This window comes from Gemmiger formicilis (genome assembly GCF_016900095.1).
GTDB lineage: Bacteria > Bacillota > Clostridia > Oscillospirales > Ruminococcaceae > Gemmiger > Gemmiger formicilis_A.
The window spans coordinates 1-20,502 of sequence record NZ_JACJJP010000041.1 but is presented as its reverse complement, the minus strand read 5'-3'; the positions used below and the strand labels follow the sequence as shown (position 1 = coordinate 20,502).

Here is a 20,502-nt window from a genome sequence, read left to right as displayed (position 1 = left end):
GGGGTGGGCGTAGGCGTCGGGCTGGGCGTCGTGGTGGGCTGCAGGATACTGGTGTTGGTGAAGGTGATGACCGTGCCTCCCGCCGGCAGTTCCAGCTGCAGTTCGGTGGCCTGCACCGGGTCCTGCCCGTTGCGCTGCACCGTGGTGGTGTAGTCGGGGTCGGGGGTTTCGGCCACGGTGCACAGGGTACCGGGGTCCAGCCCCTCAATGACCAGGGTCTCGCCGTGGCGCAGGGCGGTTTCGGCGGTGCCCATCTCGCTGAACAGCAGCCCGCCGTGTTCCCCGGTGACGGGGGTGCCCTCGGGGTTGGACAGGGTCAGGGTGAAGGCAAAGGGCCGCTGCCGGTCCCCCAGTTTCCCCTCCACCACCTTGCCCACGGTCAGGCGGGTGGGGTCATCCCGGAAGCGCACGATGGTGCTGCGGGAAAACAGGTTGCTGATGTCCTGGCCACCCAGGTCGATCTTCAGGTCCTGGTCGGTGCCGGCGGCGTAGTTCTGGGTGATTTTCAGCCGGGACCACCCGGCGTTGATGAGAAAGTATACCGGGTCCCCGGGGGTGGTGGGGCCGTATTCCAGAATCTGGTTGTTGCTGTAGTAGGAAAGCGCCAGCGGCGGCAGGCCGGAGGCCGTCCACACGGCCCAGTCGTTGCCGGTGCCGGGGGTGTAGCTGTCGGCGGTGTACAATGCGGCGTTGATGTCGGTGAGGGTGGCGTTGATGTCGTCGGGCACGGCAAACTGCAGCATGCTGCGCACCACCTTGCCCACACCCCGCAGCACCGCCACATCGTCGTCGGGGGTGCCGGCATCAGCGTAGACGTCGGTGTTGTCCACCACCACTTCCACCAGCTGGGTGGACGGCGCATATCCGTCCGGGGCGGTGGTTTCGGCCAGGTAGTAGGTGCCCGCGGGCAGGATTGACTGGTTGTGGGGAAAGACCCCCGCCCCGTTCAGGGTGATGATGTCCCCGGCATCCTGGCTGAGGTCGGCGGTGGTGACGGTATCGTAGGGCTGGGCGCCGGGGTTCAGCTGTCCGTCGGTGACATCGGCGGCGCGGTAGAGGGCGAACCCGGCCCCGATGAGGGGTTGGGCGTCATCCTCCCCCACCTTCTGCACAAACAGATAGTTCTTGATGTCCGGCACAAAGAGCCGCACCGAAAATTCCCGCTGGAATTCCTCGTTTTCCTCCACGGGGTCGGCGTTGAGCCGGACGGTATCGGCGGGGGTGGCCGCCGCCAGGGTGGGGGCCGAGGTGCGGTAGAAGGCCACGGTATACTGGGCGTTGTCCCCGTCCAGACGGCCGTTGGTGGCCAGCACGTAGTAGTAGGTCAGGATATCCCCGGGCAGGTTGTCGATGGTGTCCTTGTAGGCGCCGCTGCTGTCCAGGGTGAACAGATAGGGGTTGGCCCGGGCGGCCTCCAGCACCGCCTGCATGTCGGTGGAACCGGCCACCTGCCAGCCGGTGATGGGGTCGCCGGACACGGGATACCAGTCGCTTTGGGTGCTGCTGCCGCTGCCCGACGCGTTCTGCCGTTTGAGCACCACCGCAAAATAGGTGCCGTTGTCGGCGGAATAGGTGGTGCCGTCGATGCCCTGGGGGTTGTCCGGCAGGGTGACGGTGACAACGGGGCTGGCGTAGGCGCCGGTGTCCCAGGGATTGGCCGAAAGCAGGGTGGCCAGTTCGGGGTAATCCTCCGGGAAATAGAGCTCAATGGGCGGCGGGGAGCGATACCCTTCGGGGGTGACCGTCTCCACCAGCACAAACTTGCCGGTCTTGCCGGTGCCGCCGTACTCGTTTTTCAGGTTGTTCAGGCTCAGCAGGGTGCCGTCCGGGTTCTGGAAGACAAAATACCCGTTGGCCCCGGTGACGCCGGTGGCAATCAGGTCCTGGGGCGTGTAGGAATAGTCCTCGCCAGCGTAGTACAGCCGGTATTCCGCCCCGGGCACCGGGTCGCCGATCTGGTCGATCTTGATCAGGTCGCTCTGGGGGATGGAAGCCAGGTTGAATTTCAGCTTCATGTTGGAGTCGTAATTGCCCCGCTCCAGATAAAAGAACTTCAGGGTGTGGTAGGTGTCGTCGGCAAAAGTGTCCGACCCGGTGTTGGTCCAGGGCACACCGGCGGCTTCGAACTTGTCCCGGATGGTGCCGTCCGGGCTGCCGTTGACCGTCACCTGCCCGTTTTCAAAGTCGATTTTCAGCGAGGCCGCATCGTGGATGCCGCCCAGGTCCCCCACCAGCACATTGTCGATGAAGACCCACACATCGTCGTCGCCGGTGAACTCGTAGGTCACGGGGGTGCCGCCGGGGGTGCCGTCCACCGTGCCGTAGGGCTGCTGCACAAACCGGGTGGTCATGGTGACCCCGAAATAGTGGTTGAGGGCGGCGTTGTTGGAGCGCAGGTCCTTGACCTGGCTGTAGACGTTGAAGGGAAAGAACTGTCCCCGCTGCCCCGACGCCCCGCCGGAATTCACCCCGGGGGCATCGTACAGGATAAAGGCGTTGGTGCTTGGGTCATACTGGGCAAAGTTCAGGGCGCTGTCGTAGTAATAGTAGCCCTGGTCGTCGATCTGCAGCAGGTCCCGCACCCCCGGGTAGGACGCCTTGCCCGGGTTGGCCTGGGTGGGGTTGAACAGATAGGCCAGAGACTGGTCCCCCTGGCTCAGGATGGGATAGCCGTTGTCCAGCAGGTCCTGGACGATGCCGGTGCGGGGCTTGGCACTGCCGGTGTAGTCGTTGATGCCGCCGTTGGGCCGCCGGGGTGCCGAGGCGGTGAACTGCAGCAGCTTGCCCTGGTTGATTCCCTGGTCCATATCGGGGGGATTGACGTTGTCGGGGGCGTCCTGGGTGGTGATCCAGTAATCAAAGAGATTGATGGTGGTTCCCACCGGCGACACCGCGTTGGTGAGCACCGCGTCCGATGCCAGCGGCGCCGGGGCGGCGGGCAGGGATGCGGCCTGGACGCCGGTTTCGGCGGTGGCGGATTCTCCGGTGGCGGTCTCGGCGGTGGCCGAAGGATTTTCCCGGGGAATGGGGGCCTGTTCCGCCCGGGCCGGGGTCAGGGCCGGTATGTACATGACGGCGGCCAGAACCAGCGCGCCCAGACGTTTTGCCCATGGTTGTGCGTGTGTTTTCGTGTTGCTCTCCACCTTCCCGTTTGGTTGCGAGCGGGAGCTTTCCCCCGCCGTTGCCTGTATTATAGCGGGCGGCGGGTGCGGTTTGTGGCGGCTTGTGTCGCGGCGGTCCGGCTTTTGGCCCAACGGGCGGGATGGCGGGTGTTTGAGGCAAAAAAAGGGCCCTGCCCCAAAGGGCAGGGTCCCTGAAAATCGCACATTCAGGATTGTGTGATCAGTTCCACGGCCTTTTCCAGCAGTTCATCCCGGCCCGCGGCAATGCCCTCCACGGTGGGGGTGCACACCACGTCCGGCTGCAATCCCACCCGCTGGGTCTCTTCCCCTTCGGGGGTCAGCACACCGAGAGTGGTGAACCGGGTGCTGCATCCGCCGGGCAGCCTGATGTACAGGGCGTCGCCGTCGGCCCCCACCGAGGGGCTGCCCACCACCACCGCGCCGGGGGCCTGCCGCAGGGACATGATGGCAAATTCCGCCTGGCTCTGGCTGGTTTCGTCCATGAGCAGCACCACCTTCCCGGTGTACAGGGGAACCGGTTCCGTGCTGTCGGACAGCCCCTGCTGGGCCATGGCCCCCGCCCCGCTGCTGTAGGTCATCTGAAAAAAACGTCCCGGGTCCGCCAGACTGGGGACCTCCAGAATCGCAAAGGCCGTGGGGTTGGGGTTCAGGTACTCGGCCAGCAGATAGGTGATGACCACCGACGGATACTGACGCAGGTCCACCACCAGGCCGTCGGTATCGGCAAAGGTTGTCATCAGCTCTTCCAGCTCCCCTTCCTGCAGGGTGCCGGGGGCAATGTAGCCGATGCGCCCGTCCTCCAGCAGACCGCTTTCGGCGGGGGCGGGGCCTCCGTAATAGCCTGTGCGGTTGGCCACCTCCACCGTCAGTTCCTCCCCGTCTCGCCGCAGGGTGACCCGGGAGGTCTCCCCGGCCACGCTCATCAGGGGATAGAACAGGACATTGGCGAACTTGTCCGGTTCCGGCAGGGGGAAATACCCGCTCAGTTCGGCGATGCGGTCGGCCATGGTCATCCCGTCCACCGCCAGCAGCACATCCCCGGGCTGCAGGGTCTTGCAGTCGGCAGGCACCGCCTTCACCACCACTTCCCCGTCGATGGAAAGGAAGGTGCAGGGCAGGCAATGGTTGCCGTAAAAACGCACGAAACTCAGGTCGGGGGTTTCCAGCATCACATGGCCGTCCCCGGTCTGGGCGGTCAGACGGCCCAGGGCCCGCTCGTACCCGGTCCGGTCCCGGGCCGCCAGCATGTCGTCGATGGCGTTGCGCAGGGCCTGGTCCCAGTCGATGCGGGTGATATCCACGTTGGGCGAGAAATATTCGAAAGCGTTCCAGAACCGGAAGGCCCCCAGCAGCCGCAGGCCGTCGTCGGTGCCGTCAAAGTCCGGCCAGGGATCCTCGTTGGAAAAATCCACCCGGCCGTCTTCCCGGGCGGTATAGGCGTAGGTCCAGTCCCCCGCGTGGGTGCGGGACAAAGTTTCCAGGTAAGCACACAGCCCCTCACCCAGAAATGTCCGGTCGGAGATCCAGCTGCTGTCGTTCCGGGTGCCCGGGGCGCCGGCCAGCATCTCCAGTTCGGATTGGGCGGCCTCGGCGGTGGCCTGTTCAAAGGGGAACCGGTTCAGCCAGTCCAGAAGGACGGTGTTGACGGCCTTCTCATCCGTGGCCTGCAGGACCTGGGGCATCACCCGGAAAAGCTCCGCATCCCAGTTGATCTGCCCCGCAATGATGGACGGGTGGCGGTATTTCACATACCCCCACACCTTGGCCAGCTTGTACAGGGATTCTTTCTGCAGGGCGGTGGCGTCCTCCAGCACAATGCCCGACCCGCGGGCAAACTCCGTGTCCAGTTGCCGGGGCAGCCGGCCCTCGTTGGGGTCGCCGCGCATCACCATCAGCACCGCGGCACAGACGGCCAGCAGCACCCCGCACAGAATCAGCCAGAAATACCGGCGAATGGTCTTCTTCATGAGGTTTCCTCCTTTGGAAAGGGATGTTCAGGCAGCGGCCAGACGGTCGACGCAGCGCAGCATCCGCCGCAGCACCCAGAGGGTGAGCACCAGCCCCGCCAGCCCCACCAGACCGCTGATGATCAGGTTGTATTCCGAAGCCCCCTGCTGCCACGTCGGGGTGAATAAAACTGGAAAGCCATTGACAAAGATGTGAACCACAATACCGTACACCACCGACCCGGTGTACCAGCACAGATACCCCAGCACCAGCCCGGTGATCAGGGTTTGGGGCAGCTTGAACCAGCTGTGCCCCCAGCCGAACAGCGCGGCCGACAGCACCACCGCCAGCTGCCAGGGGAGTCTCTGGCTCAGCCCGGTGATAAGCCCCCAGCGCACCACCACTTCTTCGGTGATGGGGGCCAGAAGGACCAGATACAGGAGCTGCATGGGCAGCGGCCCCATGATGAAGGAGGTATCCCACTCCGGCCGGAACAGCAGCATCATAAAAACAGACATCTGTCCCAGCATCCACACCCCCACAGCCAGCGCCAGGGACCAGCCCAGCAGCGGCAGCCGCACCCGCAGCATGGTCCGGCGGGCGTAGCCGTTGCCCGCCAGGAACACCGCTGCCAGCAGCAGGGTCGCCACGCTGATGGCCACCATACGGCTGGCATTGTCCTGCAGGCCCAGGAGCAGCACCACATACCCTGCCCCATACCGGAAAAACAGAACCAGCACAATGCTTTGCCAGAATTTCACCTTCTTCACCGCCTTTTCCGGAATGGTTTTACAGTTTCAGTGTAGCCTCTTTTCCGGCCCGGGGCAAGGGACAGTTTGCACGATATTGTGGAAAAATTCTTATGCAAAGTATCCCGTTTTTTCTTCTTTTCTTCGCAAAAGTGTATACAAAAAAGGCCGCTGCACATCCGTACAGCGGCCTCTGGTCTTATTCCGGCGGTACTGTCTCCCATCCGCCTTTCTTGCCGTTTATCAGTCGTCCCAGTGGGCGTTCCGGAAGATGGCCCGCCCCACGCCGATCAGGTCAGCGCAGCCCTGTTCCAGCAGTTCTTCCGCCTGGGCAAGGGTGGTCACACCACCGGTGAGCATTACCGGAATGCCGACCTTGCCTTTCACAGCCAGCGCCATGTCCCGGAAATAGCCCGGCTCCCCGTGGCCCGGACGCACAAACCCGTTCATGCCGCCGGTCAGGTGCAGCAGATCGGCGCCGCTTTCTTCCAGAATCCGGCAGGCTTCCACGCAGTCTTCCAGCGTGCTGCCGCCTTCCTGATAGTCACATCCCCCCAGCCGGACCGCCACCGGGTATTCCTCTCCCACTTCCCGGCGCACGGCCTGCAACACCTCCCGGTGAAACCGGGTCCGATTTTCCACCGACTGCGGGCCGTACTCGTCCTTGCGCCGGTTGACCAGCGGCGAATAGAACTGATTGAGCAGATACCCATGGGCGGAATGAATCTCCACCCCGTCGAACCCGGCTTCCCGGGCCCGCCGGGCGGCGTCTCCGAAAGCCCGGGCCACGGCGTGAATCTGTTCCACCGTCATTGCCTCCGGCAGTTCCTTGGTCTGTTTGGGGTGAAAGACCGCGCTGGGCCCCACCGGGGCCTGCCCGGTCACCGCGGATGTTGCCGCCGACCCCGCATGGCTGAGCTGGGCAAAAATCTTGACCCCTTCCCCGTGCACGGCGTCTGTCAGATGTCGCCAGGCTGCAAGGTCCGCCCCCTCCGCCAGGGAGGTCTGCCCGGGATGGGCCTTGCCCTGACGACAGACAAAGCTGTGCTCGGTGATGATCAGTCCGATCTTGCTGTATCGGGCCCGCTCCTGATAGTAGTCACAGACCGCCTGGGTCACGCGTCCCGCCTCATCTGCTTTGGCGGTGGCCATGGGCGGCATGGCCAGGCGGTTTTTCAGTGTCAGATGGCCGATGGTGACGGGGGTAAACAAACAGGACATACAAACTTCTCCTTTGTAAAAATCATACTTGGCGATGGGCATGTTTGCGCAGTTCCAGGCCCCCCAGAATCAGGGCCAGCACAAAGGCGCAGGCATCCCCCACCGGACCGGCCCACAGCGCCCCTTCCACCCCCCAAAAAGTGGGGAAGAATCAGCAAGGCCGGCAGCAGGAACAGGACCTGCCGGGACAGGGAAACCACCGTGGCCTGAACCGGTTTGCCGATGGCCTGAAAGAACACCCCGGTGCAGAGCTGGAATCCGTTGAGGGAAATGAGCAGCAGAAAAATGGTCAGGCTCTTCACCGCAAATTCCTGGTAAAGCGCCGATTCGGCCCCGAAAATGCCGATGATTGCTTTGGGGAACCGCTGGAACACCATCGTTCCCGCCGCCATGACAAGGGTGGACCATGCCACCGCCAGAAAATAGGTTTTGCGGGCGCGGTTCCACTTTCCGGCGCCGGTGTTGTACCCGATGATGGGCTGCGCCCCCACCGAAATGCCGATCACAATGCCGGTGATGATCTGGTTGATCTTCATGGTGATGCCCAGGGTGGTCATGGGAATTTCCGCACCATACCGGGATGCCGCGCCGTACCGGACCAGCACATTGTTCATCACGGCGATGACGATGGTGGCCGCCAGCTGCAAAAAGAAGCTGGAAATGCCCAGGCTGCACAGTTTCAGACACAGTTTGGCCTGCGGCAGCAGACAATCCCGGGTGAGCCGGATTGCTTTACACCGGCGCAGGTAGAGCAAGGTCAGCAGGGTGGAGACAATCTGGCCCAGCACCGTGGCGATGGCCGCACCGGTCACCCCCATCCCGAAACCGAAGATGAAAAGAGGGTCGAGAATGGTGTTCAGAATGGCCCCGCTCAGGGTGGTGAACATGGCATACACTGGGCTGCCGTCTGCCCGCAGCACCGAGTTGAACCCCATGCTGAACATATAAAAGGGAAAGCCCAGCACGATGATCGACCCATATTCCAGCGCATAGGGCAGGATGGTCTCGGTGGCGCCGAACAGCAGGCACAAGGGGCGCAGAAACACAAAAGAGCCCAGCGTAAGCAGAACGCTTACCGCCACGGTGAGCACCAAGGCATTGCCTACCCCCTGCGCCGCCTTTTTGGTTTCACCCTGTCCCAGACAGAGACTGAAATAGGCGGTGGCGCCGTCGCCGATCATCAGGCCCAGGGCCAGGGCGATCACGGTAATGGGCAGAATCACATTGGTGGCACCGTTGCCCAGATATCCCACCCCGCGGCCTATAAAAATCTGATCTACAATATTGTACAATGTGCTGACCACCATCGAGATAATACTGGGCACCGCGAATTTTCCCAACAGCCTGCCGATGGGCGCCGTGCCCAAAGAATTTTGTTCCACCTTTTCCATACCTTCTCCTTACCATTACAAAGCCGCCGGAACCATTCCGCAGCGGCACCGTATTCTACTATAAACTTTCCTATTATGGGAAAGTCAAGTGGAAATCCCAAACAAAAACGCTCCACGGCGTACACCGTGGGGCGTTTTTCAGGTTTTGCATGGCTGTTGCAGTTCCAGAACGGTATCGTTGGGGGCAAAATTCGCCGAACTCAGGTTGGTGATGATCAGCTGTTGGGCCTCTGCGTGCTGTGCAAAATAGCTTTCGATCAGCTGACCGGGATTTTCCAGTGCCTGTCCGGACCGTTGCCCGCAAAGATACACGCCGTCGGGCAACACATCCAGGCTGGAATTTTTTTCCGGCTGCGGCAGTACTTCCAGAAAAATATCGGTGACAAAGGTCTCGCCCGTGCGTGTTGCCATCAGCCCAATGGGGAAGGTGAAGACCGGCAGCAACCCCATCGACTGCCCCTTTTGAAAAATCCGGGCAGACGCCTGTTTGAAGCTCAGCTTTCCCCCATCGCAGACAAACGGTTCCCGCAGAATCATTCGCTGGGGAAGCGTGCGACGGTAGGTCCCTTCCCGGTTTCCGACCTGCTCTGCCGTTTCCACGCGGCGCAGGGCATCCTCCATCTGGCGAAGACTGTTCTGGAGGTAGCTCAGTTTCTCCTGTACCTTTTGCTGTCCTTCCTGCAGCAACCGACGAATATCCAGCGTGCCGTCCGACTTCCGATACCGGGTGGCCTCCCGCAGAGGGATTCCCAGTTCCAGACACATCAGAATCATATCCATTTCGATCACCTGTTCCGGGGCATAGTACCGGTAACCGGTGTCCGGGTCGGTATAAGCGGGGACCAGCGCCCCGATGCGCTCGTAGTATCGCAGAGATTTTGGGTTGACGTGGCGCAGTCCGGCAAATTCACCGATGGAAAGATATCCTTTCATTGTGTTTTTCCTCTCTACTGTTGACTTTCCTATTATGGGAAGGTGTATACCTTACAGTATAAAAGAAACGTCAGCTTTTGACCAGTAAAATGTATCAAGAGAGGGATCGACTATGTTCGTGTACAAAACAACCGGCACCTGCGCCAAGGAAATTCATCTGGATGTGCAGGGCGGCGTGATTCATTCGGTGGAATTCGTTCTGGGATGTCCCGGCTTTACCCAGGCGTTGATCCGTGTGCTGGTCGGTATGCCGGCAGAAGAGGCCATCACACAGCTGGAAGGCATCCAATGCCTGGACAAAGGAACCTCCTGCCCCGATCAACTGGCAAAAGCGTTGCGACAGAGTCTTTCCCCGACCGCATCTCTGTAAGGCGTTTCTTTGGTGCACCTTCCCCGCGAGCTGAACGCGAGCCTCAGGGGATGGTGCCCCCTTTCCCACTAATCAGACCACGTTGGGACCCGCGCACTTTCCAACAGTCCACCGGACTGTTGGAAAACCGGGACGCTGACCGGCGGGCCCTGACAGGTTGCGGTGCCCGCATCGGTCGGAGCCCCTTGGCGCGGGACTCCACCTCTGCGACCGCTGCCCCTGCTCCGGCTCCCTGTTTCCGCCGCTGGCGGCGGTCGCCTCCGCAGCTGTTCTCGTCCCCGATGGCGCACCGGGTACTGCTTTCCCGAAGACTGAACATAAGAAAAAAGCCCTGCTTTCCAGCAAGGCTTCTTTTTGGTGCACCATTCCCATCCAAAAACGAACTGAGTACTTCTTCGAGGGAGACCGGGCGGCCGCCCTCTTGATAGTTGAAATTCACCACGATGCGGTCATCGAACAGATAGATGGAATTGACAAAACAGTCGATGACCTTTTCCTGAAAGGCGATATCCGCCGGGTCGCCGTGACGGAACTGATCGAACCAGAAAAGAATCTGCTCCCGTGTGATGGGCAGCTTCTCGATCTGCTCCTGCAGGATGCTGGTTTCCAGCGCTTCACGCTGCTGTTCCAGTTCCTCAATCCGCGCCTTGGTGGAGGGCGTCAGGATGCCCTGCTCGATGGCCGCCACCAGATTGTCGATGCGGCGCTTTACCTCTTTCAGCTCCGCCTGCAAAACCGGCAGGCGGGTGTTTTCCTTGCTCTGGTATTCCAGCAGCTTGTCCGCCAGCAGGTCGATAACCCGGTCGTTCAGCACCTTTTCCAGCGCCGTCTGCACCACAAACTGCTCCAGCGGTTCCTTGCGAACCGGCTTCAGGCTGCAAGCCTCCTTGCCGCTGCGCTTGCGGGTGCCACATTTATAGTAACAGTGGACCGTGCCTGTATGGCTTCTGCCGCTCTCCCCTGCCATCATGGTACCGCACTTGCCGCAGAACAGCTTGGTGGTGAGCAGATAGTGAACATCGGCCTTGTTGTGGGCCGGCGCCTGCCGGTGAATCTCGCACCGTCGCTGGACAGCGTCAAAGCAATCCGGGTCGATGATCGCCGGGATAGCATCCGGGATGACGGTATCCTTATAGCGGTATTCCCCCAGATACCGGCGGTTCTTGAGCAGCGTCTGGAAACTGTTCTTGGTGAACGGGTTACCCCGGCTGTTGCGGATGCCCCGGGCGTTCAGCGATTCGATGATGCTGCGGATGCTCTCCCCTGCCGCATACCGCTGGAATGCTTCCTGCACCACCGGTGCGGTGGTTGGGTCGATCTGGTAGTGATGCTCGCTGTCAATGCGATAGCCCAGCGGCACCGGGCCGCCGTTGAACTTGGCCTTGAGGGCATTCTCCTTGTGGCCGCGGCTGACTTTCTCGGCCAGCTCCGCCGAATAGTACTCGGCCATGCCTTCCAGCAGGCTTTCCAGCATGATGCCTTCCGGTGTGTTGGAGATGGGCTCTGTTACCGACACCACATGGACACGGTTGTTTTTCAGGATGCGCTTATAGTGGGCCGAGTCGTACCGGTTGCGGGAGAAGCGGTCCAGCTTCCATACCAGCACCGCCTCAAAAGTGTGGGTGGCGCTGTCATGGATCATCTGCTGGAACTGCGGACGGCTGTCGGTCTTGGCGGACAGTGCCCGGTCAATGTAGGTCCGCACCACGGTGATGCCGTTCTGGTCGGCATACTCCTTGCATTCCCGCAGCTGGCCCTCGATGGATTCTTCCCGCTGATTGTCGCTGCTGTAGCGAGCATAAATGACGGCATTCATGGCGTGCACCTCCTTACTTGTGCTTCTCCTCTTCTCCCATATTGAGAATCATCTGTTTCAGCCGCCGGTTCAGCTCGCTGCCCGGCGTGAAGCAGGCTTCCACGAACTCGCTCCAATCGGGTTTGCGCTGCACCACCCCCTGTGCTCCCTCCGGCGTAACGCAGACATACCGCCCGCGGGGGTCCTCGCACAGACCGAAGATATAGTCGAGCGATACATTAAAATAGGTGGCGTACCAGACCAGAATGCGGTAAGGTGCCGCCGCCCGGTCAGTCTCGTACCGGTTGATGGCAGCCTGGTTGGTGCCGGCCAGCGCCGCCAGCTGGGCCTGGGTCAGCCCCGCGTCCTTGCGCAGCACGCGCAGACGGGTGCCTACGGATACATCCATGGAAAGACCTCCTGCAAAATTCGTTAATTCAAGTATAATCGAATCAACAGTTTTCTTCAAGTCTTTCTTCTGGTCCTTTCACCGTTCACCCGTCAGAAAAAATGTCATGAGAGATGTCTGTCTCCCATGACATTTTGCATATTGACGGCTCTTTACCGTTTTCGTTTCCGGCACCACGCCATCACAGCAAACGGCAGGCAAACGACTCCTATAAGAAGTGGAAATACAAGCAGAGGTCCGGGTGACCAGATCCGGAAAACGAACCAGTGATACAGGTTCTGCCGGAAGATATCCTCTGCCCCGCCCACAAAGGGCAGCAACCGCAGATATTGCTGCACCGACCAGGGCAGATACTGGTTGAGGATCTGCGGCCCCCAGGTGATCAGCAACGCGGCGATCAATGCTGCCGTGGTTCCGGGCAGAAGCGCCGACATCAGCAAGGCAATCCCGGCAAAGCCCAGCACAGAGCAGAACAGATACGCCAGCTCATAGCATTCCGCCTGGAGCATATTCATCGGTGCGGTGGTCAGCATCTTGATCAACTGGATGGGCAGATTCCAGCCCTCAAATCCCAGCCAGATCGCCTGAACCGCCACCATAACCGCCGCAAACACCGCAAAGATTTCCACCGCAAATGCCAAGCCCGACAGGAGTTTGGCCCCGGCCAGTCCTGCTTTTCCATGCAGGGATGTCACCTGCAGCGTATCCATACCCCGCCGCCTTTCCCCGGCGAACACAGATGTCAGGGCCAAAGCCAGAACCACGGGCAAGACCATCTGCCCAAAGCCCCCGATTCCGTTGCCCAAAATGGCAGACCAGCCTGCAGCCCAGCCGTATGCCATGGGCTTGTCCACCTGGCTGTCCATATCCAGAAAGAACTGCCGATCCGCCGGGTCTGAAAACTGGTTTTCCAGGTAATATTCAAGTTTTTCCTCCCGACGCTCATACAGACCGGTCAAGCGGGCCGGGTCCACATAGTAGATGGTAAGTGTGGGATAGGGCTGGTTCTGATCCTCTACCTCCGGCCACAGAAACGATACCAGTGTCCCCTGCAGAAAGCTGAAATCTGCCAAGGCACCGTCAAACTCCGGGTTCTCCGCCAGGATTTGCTGATAGGTACGCACCATATCCTGTACATTCTCATTGGTGAGCGTTTGCCACTGGGCGGCATATTGCTGGCTCTTGCGAATGTTCGTATACCCATCAATCTGGTGACTTCCATCCGCCCGCATAGTGCCGAAATTGATACTCTGCATAGCCCATACCTGCAGCCCCAGCGTCAGCAGCAGCATTCCAAAGACTGCCAGTCTGGTCAGCCCGGAACGCCACAGTTTCTTATGTTCCTGCCAGAACAGGCTCATGGATTGTCGCCTCCTTCCTCCTCCGGGAAGTACAACAGATACAGATCTTCCAACGTGGGGATACATGGCCTTGCCGCCGGGGCAGGCTTTGCATCCGCCAGAATCCGCAGCGTCACGCTGTTCCCGTCATAGCGCAGATTAGCCACGGTCATTCGTGCTTGCCAGGTCTCAGCCTCTTGGGACGGCACAGTCAATTCCCACACGCGCCCGTTTGCCTGCTGCAGCAGTTCCGAAACTGTACCCTGGGTTTGAAAGCATCCGTCTTTCATCAGGAACACCTTGTGTGCAATCGCTTCCAGGTCAGAAACAATGTGGGTAGAAAGCAGCACAATTTTTTCCTGCGCATACCCTTCCAGAATGTTGCGGAAGTGAACACGCTCCTTGGGGTCCAACCCTGCGGTCGGCTCGTCCAGAATCAGAATATCCGGGTCATTGAGCAATGCCTGGGCGATGCCCAACCGGCGGCGCATCCCGCCGGAAAAGGTCCGGATCTTTTTATTGCCGGCCTCCTGCAGACGGACCATATGCAGCAGTTCCTGAATCTTCGGCATGGCCTGGGAACGGGTCATCCCTTTCAGCACAGCCATATACAGAAGGAAATCACGGGCACTGTACTGCGGATATCCGACAAAATCCTGGGGCAGATAACCCAGTTTGTCCCGGTAGGCCGCCCCCAATGCGTCAATGGGAATCCCATCCAGACGTACCTGTCCGGCAGTGGGCTTTAAAACGCCGCAGATCATCCGCAAAAGGGTTGTTTTTCCCGCCCCGTTGGCTCCCAACAGACCATAAATACCGGGTTCCAACACAGCCGTGACCCCTGCCACCGCCGTGTTTTCTCCGAACTCCTTGCACAGATTTTCAAGCAGCAATTCCACCGATGATGCCCTCCTTTCGTTGTTGGAACAGAGAAATCAGTTCTCTGACAAAAAATCCGCCGAATACCAGGAATGCAAGAATCCAGCCGCCCAACGCAGACGTTTCATACAGTTGGGGCGCCGCAAGATGAATCATCAGCAGTCCCGCCGCCGTGACGGAACATACCGCGATACAGATCGTCCCATTGCTCCGCGGACAGCGTCGAAGTACGGTCAAGGCAACCATCGCACAAAACAAAAAAGGAACCAGCAGATAGAAAAATAACGGCAGCAAGGCTTTTCCCGTCTGTGATCTTCCCAACACCAGTGCCGACGTCAGAATCACAAGATCCGCAGCCGCGGCCAGAATCAGCTTGGCAAGTGCCAGTTCCGCACGGGACACACAGGTGGATGCTTCCAGTTCATCCATGTCGTAGCGCTGACCGGCAAACAGGACCGGCAGACACACCGCCACCAAAAGCGGCCCCAGCAGCGGCAGCCAGGACACAAGGTCTTTTTGTCCGGCCGCCGCCAGGAAAAACAGCACAGAAGCGCCCCCTTGCGCCGCCCACATGGGCACCCCGGTAAAGCGCCATACCTGTGAAAGAAAGGTCCAGAATCCGGTACGCTGCCGTACCGGATTTTCTTGTAAGAGCGCGGCACACTTTTGTTTGGTTTCTGCCATACGAGAGGGTTGGGGTCCCTGGCACAGCAGGCGATGCAACTCAGAAGAATTCATAGTTTTCCCTCCCTTAAAGTTTTCAATGCTTTCCGCACACGGCTCTGCACGGTGCGTAATGGCTGGCCCGTCACGGCTGCAATCTCACGGTATTTCAGCCCCTCCCCATACCGGAGCAATACGGCTTCCCTCTGTTCCGGGGGCAGAATTGCCAACAGCCGCTCTGCCATATCACGGTTTTCAACAGCTTCAAAAGGCGCCGATGTGTCTGCCATGTTCTCCGGCATCGGTTCCGTTTTTCTTTGTCTGGCGGTATCCACACACAGACAATAGGCGATGCGATACAGATAGGCACGGAACTGCCCTTGTTCCCGGTAGCTTCCTATGGTGCGGAACAGGTGCAAAAAGACTTCCTGGGTCAGGTCCTCCGCTGTCTGTGTACAAGGGGTATGGCGGGCGCAATATCGTAGAATTGCCGTATAATATCGCTCAATCAGGGCATCTCCCGCCGTGCGGTCTCCGGCCTGAATGCGACGTATCAACTGCGCATCCCGCATACGCATCCCCCCTTTGTAAAATGTGCTTCACTTATGATAACGAGGTTTCTCCCCAAAATGATTAGGCTATAAGCACTTTCACGTTTTTTCTTCCGCGTTTCTCCTGTTTTTCCACTCCTCAAACAGCCGTTGTCCCTCTTCCGACTGGTAAAATGCCTGGATCTTGGGCAGCAGGAACCGGGCGAAGCGCTCCAGCTCCTGCTGGGGTACGCCGTCCTCCTGATACTTGGCGGACGCCGCTGCCTGTGCTGTTTTCTTCTCCTGCCGATCTTCCGTAGCGGCTCCTTTCTGCAGGGTTGCTCCCTGCTGCCTTATGATGTGTTCTGTCATCGGTCCTGACCCCTGGCCCGCTGGCGGCGCTGCTGACGGTTCAGCCGCTTTTCCTCCTGCCGGCGTCGGCAGATGCCCAGCACAAACGCCTGCACCTGCTCCGGTGCCACCCACATGGCTTCCCGGTAGGGCCGGGTTTCGGTGAGTACTGCATCCAACTGTTCCTCACAGCGGCGGAGACGCTGGCGCGATTCCTGTTCCCTCACCATACTTTGCTGTAACTGCATCCGCAGACTGCGGTTTTCCGCCTGCAGTTTGCCGCTGGCTTTTGCCATCTCGCACAGGGTCTGAAAATCCTGCACCGGTAGCTCCACCCGCTTTTCCAGCACACCTTTGGTTTTGGCCCGTTGCTCAATGTCTGCCACATCGCGGATTGAGCCGGAAATGTTCTTTACCTGGGAGATAAGCTCCTTCCGCTGACCTTGCAGCTGTTTGGTCTGGTCTGACAGTTCTGCCACTGTCTGGCGGTCCTTCTGGACCTTATACTCCAGCACATTCAGGTGTTCGGCATCGCTGCCCTGTACACCACGCTCAAAGTCAGTGAACCCCGCCTGCCGCATGTGCTCGAAGAACTGGGTCTGCAACAGGCTGTAAGAGCTCACCAACCGGGGCTTCCCATTCTTTTTCAGCACAGGCTGGCCCTGTTCGTCGGTCATGGGGACCATCGGCCACTTTTTGCTGTGGCTCACCTGCATGACCGTCTCCCGCACGGTGCCACGCAGCGCCGGATCCTTGCACCGTTTGGACCAGCGGATCTGCTTTTCCACCACCGGCAGGTAGACAACATGGAGGTGATAGTGGAACACATCCCTTCCCAGCCGGTCACTGGCTTCCCGGTTGCGCTCGTCGGCGTGCATGACCGCCGAGATGATATACTGTTCCCCGCCCGCAATCTCCTTGGCCAGCTCGTACACCTCGGCGTAGAATTGCTTGGCGTATTCATAGCCGCCATGGGTCTCGAAATAGTCGGTGTTCACATCAAACACCATCTCGTCAAAGACATAGGCATCCGGTTTCAGACCTCGGGTGGAAACGACGCCATCTTCCACCATCCGGTCAAATTGCTGTGCGTAAGTAGCTGCCTCGCAGGCTTTGAAGGTCACATTGTTGTGGCTGTATTCCAGCAGCACATCCGGGTTGGAGTACACTTCGTTCTTGCGTTCGTTGTGCCGCTCCCGCACCGAGATGGCATTTTTACGGTAGCGCTCATTGCGCACCACGGTCCGATGGATTTTGCTGATAGGCGACTCCTTTCTTGGGTACGGTTTTGCTTCGGATGGGGTACGCAGATGCTTTGCAAAGCATCTGACCCACTATGACACTTTCCGGCGTTGCCGGCAAAGTGCCAGTGGGCCCGCTGCGGCGGGAGGGATTGGGATACGGCTGCCAACCAAAATCGCTGCGCCAGCTTTCCGGTTGGGCCGCCGTCGTAGCGGTTACTACGTCTGTGGTTGCCTCTGGAAGCCAGATACCACAGCCCTTGCCCACCTTTTGCAAAACGCGGGGTTTGGAATTCTTTCTCTATTTCTCTTTTAGTTAGATATATCATTCTATCTTTATCGTGTCGGTTTTTCCGGCGGGTCGGTGTCGGCAAATCCGTCAACTGCCTGTCCGTTTTTCCGACAGGTCGGGGCGGATTTTCCAACGGGTAGTTACAGTTCGTTGGGTTCCTTGGGCCGGGGCAGATTGAGGTAATATCGCCGGGCCTTTCCGTTTGACTGTCCCGGCACCGGTTCCAGCAAACCGCAGCGTTCCAGAGCGGCAAACAATCCGGCGGCTTTCTCCCGCTGGCAGTGCAGCAGCCTCCCGGCACTGGCCCGTGAAAGGCTCACACAGGGCCTGCCGTTGGCTTTCCAGTGCCCGGTGGTATCCTGGACCGACAGCCGCAGCAGCCCCAGTAAATGGCCGTACAGCAGCTTGCTTTCGCCGGGAAGTTCCCGGTAAGGTTCTTCCGAAAGAAGGCTGGACGGTATCATCAGAAAGCTGTCGATGCGGTTCAGGTTTTCTTCTGCAGGAACGAGTTCATGGTTCAGATGGCACCTCCTTGGGTTATGGGTTGGGGGCGGACTTCGGCTTCTGGCATCCCTCTTTTCCGGTTGGTTTTGTCCTTGAAAGATGTTCGATGATTTCGTCATAGATTCTTCCGACACATACAGCATACAACGTCTTGCAGTCCGTTTCAAGATGTGTTAGACTGTTTTCATGTCAGATGATTCACACACTTTTCTCGGCTGTTTCTGAAACACACAAAAACACAGAGCCTTTTTCCGCCAACTATGCTCCAACACAGGATGGTGACGAATTTTGAACTACCAGACGTACCTTTTCTTTGAAGGCCGCACCGAGTATATTCAGGGCTACGACACACCCCAGCATACATATCCGCTGGGGTCCCTGGTATTCGGTGTGCTGGATCTGGATGCCGCTCCCTATCTGGAACGGGGCCGCGCATTGCTGGAAAGATTCCGGGGCGTAAAGTTCCCGGAAGATCAGACCATGCAGCAGGGTCTGGCCTCCCCTGACACCTGTGTGTACTATCAGGTGGCTTCCTTTTACCATGATTTTGCCACCGCTGTGCAGCAGGTTTCCCCTGCTCTGTTTGATCTTGTGGAAAGTTACACGCTGGCTACCTTCCGTCGCAATGAGCGGGAACTGAAAGCGACCCAACATAGCGTGTGGCAATTTATACAGACTGGAAAAAATGACAGTTCGTATACATTCGATGAGTTGCGCGCCAGAATGTCCCACCTTGGCGAATTGGCCATAACCAGCGACATCATGGAAGGGTTCTGCCGGAATTTCCCGGAGTACACCGACCAGATGAAGGTATTTATCCAACGTGAAACCGGGGACGCCTCTCTGTGCCGGACGGCGCTGTCGGTATTGGAATCCTTTGTGACCTTGCTGCAGCAGTTGGTGGACGGCAAAACGGATCTGCACCAGCTGATCGAGGCTACACTGGTGGACGAGGACGGCCGCCCCAGAACGGAGCATGGCCAGCGTCCTTCGGAGTTGCTGGTGGAACTGGCCGAAAATGGAGATTCGACCTACCAGAAATATCACAAGCTGGAGAACGACATCCATATCCAGACCCGCTACAAACGGCCCACAGACAGCAAAAAAGGCGGCATTTCTGCCGCCACGTTCTACGCAAGCGATACGCTGCCTGCGTTACTCTTTTTGGAATTTGTACAGATGTGCGCCCAGGACCTACCGGTTGCCATCTGTGAAAGCTGCCACCGGCTGTTTGTGCCCTTCTCCAGCCGCGCCAAGTATTGTGAGCGGGTGCTGGACCTGGAAACCGGCGCCACCTGCAAGGACATTGCTGCCAAGCTGGCCTATGCTGAGGAGCTGAAAGCCAACAAAGCCAAGGAACTCTACAACAAGATGCGCAACCGCTATCAGATGCGCTGCTCCCGCGCCCCAGGCAACCAGAAAATGCGGGATGACTACAACGCCTGGCGCAAACAGGCGCAAATGGCGCTGAGTAAGTACCAGTTGGGGGAGATGAGTTGGGAAGAGTTTGAGGCGGTTATTTGCAGCAATCTATAAAATTAAATCGGACTTTTATTTATATTTTTGCAAGCGCGAAAGCCGGAGGTAAAAATGGCTGAGTTACAAGAAAGCATGACTGATGAATCATGGAAACAATCTCTGCGATCTGAAATAATTACTGCCCTTACCGAATCAGGGCAAACAAAGAATCAAGCTCTAGAGCAAGTCGGGTATTATTATCAATGCTGTGCCCCAGCATTTTTGTACAAATACTATAAAGATCAATCACTCAATCTGGATTCCGTAATGTCGAACAAGATGTGGTATTCTGCCCCCTGCAATTTTAATGACGCATTCGACTGTGATGTTGCAATCAACGAACAAGCTATTTTCAATAACATTCTGCCCACCATTTCCAGTGGCAGACCGGTTCGAAAAGGTAGTCCTGTATGGATTCAGTGCAAAGGTATTCTGCATAAGCAAATTACAATTTTACAGAAACTTTTTGCGAATCAAAAAATCTCTATGGGAATCACTTGTTTAAGTGAAGCGCCAGATTCTATACTCATGTGGTCACATTATGCAAATAACCATCGCGGCTTTTGTGTAGCATACAACCTTTTAGACCTAAATCAAAAACTTCACTTTTCTGCAGTGCCTGTTTTCTATACCCAAGATCGGGTATGCTTGCAGTCACTTTCACTAGATCGAGACAAGCTCGACAAGGAAACAATGAGGCTCTTTATCAAAAGTATTACCAGTAAATCTACTGATTGGTCTTATGAAAAGGAATGGCGCATTATTCGGGATGAAGCTGCATGCGGACCAAAGTGGGATAAAGAAAATAAGGGAGCGTTGCTTGACGCAATCTCCCCCTCTGCTATTATTTTGGGTTGCTGTGCCAGTGACGAACTGACATCTACACTTAAGCAGCATTGCCAAAATCATAAAATACCTCTTTCCAAGATGGAGAAAGACCCACTGCATTACCGTCTAAACAAGAAAAACATCTTGGAATTTAACGAATAGGTCTAAAAAAGCATATTTTATATAGAAAGAGCCTTGCAGCGAGGAATTTCCCCGCCGCAAGGCTCTTTCTATTTCATATTTATAGACTGCAGATAAAAAACAAATCCGAACGCACCCTCAAAAAGAAGTACGTTCGGATTTGCTTGGTATGGTGCGCCATCGGGGACTCGAACCCAGGACCCACTGATTAAGAGTCAGTTGCTCTACCAACTGAGCTAATGGCGCTTATAAAAGCA

Annotated in this window: 18 protein-coding genes and 1 tRNA gene; 3 read left to right on the top strand and 16 right to left on the bottom strand. The window is 58.1% G+C overall.

The genetic code is table 11. The features are described 5' to 3' along the window. The 6 genes from H6B15_RS15815 to H6B15_RS14085 form a co-directional block, all read right to left on the bottom strand. On the bottom strand, window positions 1–3,143 hold a 3,143-nt coding region (locus H6B15_RS15815), incomplete at its 3' end, for a SpaA isopeptide-forming pilin-related protein (protein WP_204648642.1). Window positions 3,144–3,328: 185 nt separating this feature from the next. Beyond that, window positions 3,329–5,110: a S41 family peptidase gene (locus H6B15_RS14105; protein WP_204648641.1), complete on the bottom strand. Its 1,782-nt coding sequence runs from the start codon at window positions 5,108–5,110 to the stop codon at window positions 3,329–3,331. Between the two features lie 27 nt (window positions 5,111–5,137). After that, window positions 5,138–5,851 carry a CPBP family glutamic-type intramembrane protease gene (locus H6B15_RS15810; protein ID WP_204648640.1) on the bottom strand — a complete coding sequence of 238 codons (714 nt, stop codon included), beginning with the start codon at window positions 5,849–5,851 and terminating at the stop codon, window positions 5,138–5,140. A gap of 231 nt (window positions 5,852–6,082) precedes the next feature. Beyond that, window positions 6,083–7,060, bottom strand: a complete 978-nt coding sequence (locus tag H6B15_RS14095; protein WP_204648639.1) for an NADH:flavin oxidoreductase — start codon at window positions 7,058–7,060, stop codon at window positions 6,083–6,085. Next, a complete protein-coding gene (locus H6B15_RS14090) occupies window positions 7,021–8,451 on the bottom strand; it encodes an MATE family efflux transporter (RefSeq protein WP_345942003.1) in 1,431 nt (476 codons plus the stop codon). The genes H6B15_RS14095 and H6B15_RS14090 overlap by 40 nt, the downstream gene beginning before the upstream one ends. A 138-nt stretch (window positions 8,452–8,589) precedes the next feature. Continuing rightward, window positions 8,590–9,384, bottom strand: a complete 795-nt coding sequence (locus tag H6B15_RS14085) for a MerR family transcriptional regulator (protein WP_204648638.1) — start codon at window positions 9,382–9,384, stop codon at window positions 8,590–8,592. A gap of 112 nt (window positions 9,385–9,496) precedes the next feature. Between H6B15_RS14085 and H6B15_RS14080 the strand changes: the two genes are divergently transcribed. Beyond that, window positions 9,497–9,754 (top strand): TIGR03905 family TSCPD domain-containing protein, encoded by a 258-nt coding sequence (locus H6B15_RS14080; protein WP_204648637.1) that lies wholly within the window; start codon window positions 9,497–9,499, stop codon window positions 9,752–9,754. Window positions 9,755–9,797: 43 nt separating this feature from the next. Here H6B15_RS14080 and H6B15_RS14075 read toward each other — a convergent pair whose 3' ends face one another. From H6B15_RS14075 to H6B15_RS14035, 9 genes are all read right to left on the bottom strand, one after another. Then, window positions 9,798–11,570 (bottom strand): recombinase family protein, encoded by a 1,773-nt coding sequence (locus H6B15_RS14075; RefSeq protein WP_204648636.1) that lies wholly within the window; start codon window positions 11,568–11,570, stop codon window positions 9,798–9,800. Window positions 11,571–11,583: 13 nt separating this feature from the next. Next, a complete protein-coding gene (locus H6B15_RS14070) occupies window positions 11,584–11,958 on the bottom strand; it encodes a helix-turn-helix domain-containing protein (protein WP_193503257.1) in 375 nt (124 codons plus the stop codon). Between the two features lie 152 nt (window positions 11,959–12,110). Beyond that, on the bottom strand, window positions 12,111–13,319 hold the full coding sequence (locus H6B15_RS14065; RefSeq protein ID WP_204648635.1) for a hypothetical protein: 1,209 nt from the start codon (window positions 13,317–13,319) through the stop codon (window positions 12,111–12,113). Then, window positions 13,316–14,197: an ATP-binding cassette domain-containing protein gene (locus tag H6B15_RS14060; RefSeq protein ID WP_204648634.1), complete on the bottom strand. Its 882-nt coding sequence runs from the start codon at window positions 14,195–14,197 to the stop codon at window positions 13,316–13,318. The genes H6B15_RS14065 and H6B15_RS14060 overlap by 4 nt, the downstream gene beginning before the upstream one ends. Further along, entirely contained in the window at window positions 14,181–14,915 is a 735-nt protein-coding gene (locus H6B15_RS14055) for a hypothetical protein (RefSeq protein ID WP_204648633.1), read from the bottom strand. Before H6B15_RS14055 ends, H6B15_RS14060 begins: the two co-directional genes overlap by 17 nt. Next, a complete protein-coding gene (locus H6B15_RS14050) occupies window positions 14,912–15,412 on the bottom strand; it encodes an RNA polymerase sigma factor (protein WP_204648632.1) in 501 nt (166 codons plus the stop codon). The genes H6B15_RS14055 and H6B15_RS14050 overlap by 4 nt, the downstream gene beginning before the upstream one ends. 78 nt (window positions 15,413–15,490) lie before the next feature. Beyond that, a complete protein-coding gene (locus tag H6B15_RS14045) occupies window positions 15,491–15,742 on the bottom strand; it encodes a hypothetical protein (protein ID WP_204648644.1) in 252 nt (83 codons plus the stop codon). After that, window positions 15,739–16,962 (bottom strand): plasmid recombination protein, encoded by a 1,224-nt coding sequence (locus H6B15_RS14040; protein WP_345942002.1) that lies wholly within the window; start codon window positions 16,960–16,962, stop codon window positions 15,739–15,741. The genes H6B15_RS14045 and H6B15_RS14040 overlap by 4 nt, the downstream gene beginning before the upstream one ends. A gap of 432 nt (window positions 16,963–17,394) precedes the next feature. Beyond that, on the bottom strand, window positions 17,395–17,718 hold the full coding sequence (locus H6B15_RS14035; RefSeq protein ID WP_204648631.1) for a hypothetical protein: 324 nt from the start codon (window positions 17,716–17,718) through the stop codon (window positions 17,395–17,397). 328 nt (window positions 17,719–18,046) lie between these two features. Here H6B15_RS14035 and H6B15_RS14030 point away from each other — a divergent pair, with 328 nt between their 5' ends. After that, complete coding sequence (locus H6B15_RS14030; RefSeq protein WP_204648630.1) at window positions 18,047–19,294, top strand: DUF6076 domain-containing protein; 1,248 nt, start codon at window positions 18,047–18,049, stop codon at window positions 19,292–19,294. A 54-nt stretch (window positions 19,295–19,348) separates the two neighbouring features. Next, window positions 19,349–20,266: a DUF2971 domain-containing protein gene (locus tag H6B15_RS14025; RefSeq protein ID WP_204648629.1), complete on the top strand. Its 918-nt coding sequence runs from the start codon at window positions 19,349–19,351 to the stop codon at window positions 20,264–20,266. 149 nt (window positions 20,267–20,415) lie between these two features. Here the strand turns inward: H6B15_RS14025 and H6B15_RS14020 are convergent. After that, window positions 20,416–20,491, bottom strand: a tRNA-Lys gene (locus H6B15_RS14020). Between the last annotated feature and the right edge of the window lie 11 nt (window positions 20,492–20,502).

What these genes read in the sequence shown, in the direction of transcription:
- H6B15_RS14085 (WP_204648638.1), bottom strand. Translation starts at nt 9,384, where the DNA reads ATGAAAGGATATCTTTCCATCGGTGAATTTGCCGGACTGCGCCACGTC.
- H6B15_RS14050 (WP_204648632.1), bottom strand. Translation starts at nt 15,412, where the DNA reads ATGCGGGATGCGCAGTTGATACGTCGCATTCAGGCCGGAGACCGCACG.
- H6B15_RS14070 (WP_193503257.1), bottom strand. Translation starts at nt 11,958, where the DNA reads ATGGATGTATCCGTAGGCACCCGTCTGCGCGTGCTGCGCAAGGACGCG.
- H6B15_RS14080 (WP_204648637.1), top strand. Translation starts at nt 9,497, where the DNA reads ATGTTCGTGTACAAAACAACCGGCACCTGCGCCAAGGAAATTCATCTG.
- H6B15_RS14045 (WP_204648644.1), bottom strand. Translation starts at nt 15,742, where the DNA reads ATGACAGAACACATCATAAGGCAGCAGGGAGCAACCCTGCAGAAAGGA.
- H6B15_RS14075 (WP_204648636.1), bottom strand. Translation starts at nt 11,570, where the DNA reads ATGAATGCCGTCATTTATGCTCGCTACAGCAGCGACAATCAGCGGGAA.
- H6B15_RS14090 (WP_345942003.1), bottom strand. Translation starts at nt 8,451, where the DNA reads ATGGAAAAGGTGGAACAAAATTCTTTGGGCACGGCGCCCATCGGCAGG.
- H6B15_RS14095 (WP_204648639.1), bottom strand. Translation starts at nt 7,060, where the DNA reads ATGTCCTGTTTGTTTACCCCCGTCACCATCGGCCATCTGACACTGAAA.
- H6B15_RS14055 (WP_204648633.1), bottom strand. Translation starts at nt 14,915, where the DNA reads ATGAATTCTTCTGAGTTGCATCGCCTGCTGTGCCAGGGACCCCAACCC.
- H6B15_RS14105 (WP_204648641.1), bottom strand. Translation starts at nt 5,110, where the DNA reads ATGAAGAAGACCATTCGCCGGTATTTCTGGCTGATTCTGTGCGGGGTG.
- H6B15_RS14065 (WP_204648635.1), bottom strand. Translation starts at nt 13,319, where the DNA reads ATGAGCCTGTTCTGGCAGGAACATAAGAAACTGTGGCGTTCCGGGCTG.
- H6B15_RS14035 (WP_204648631.1), bottom strand. Translation starts at nt 17,718, where the DNA reads ATGATACCGTCCAGCCTTCTTTCGGAAGAACCTTACCGGGAACTTCCC.
- H6B15_RS14025 (WP_204648629.1), top strand. Translation starts at nt 19,349, where the DNA reads ATGGCTGAGTTACAAGAAAGCATGACTGATGAATCATGGAAACAATCT.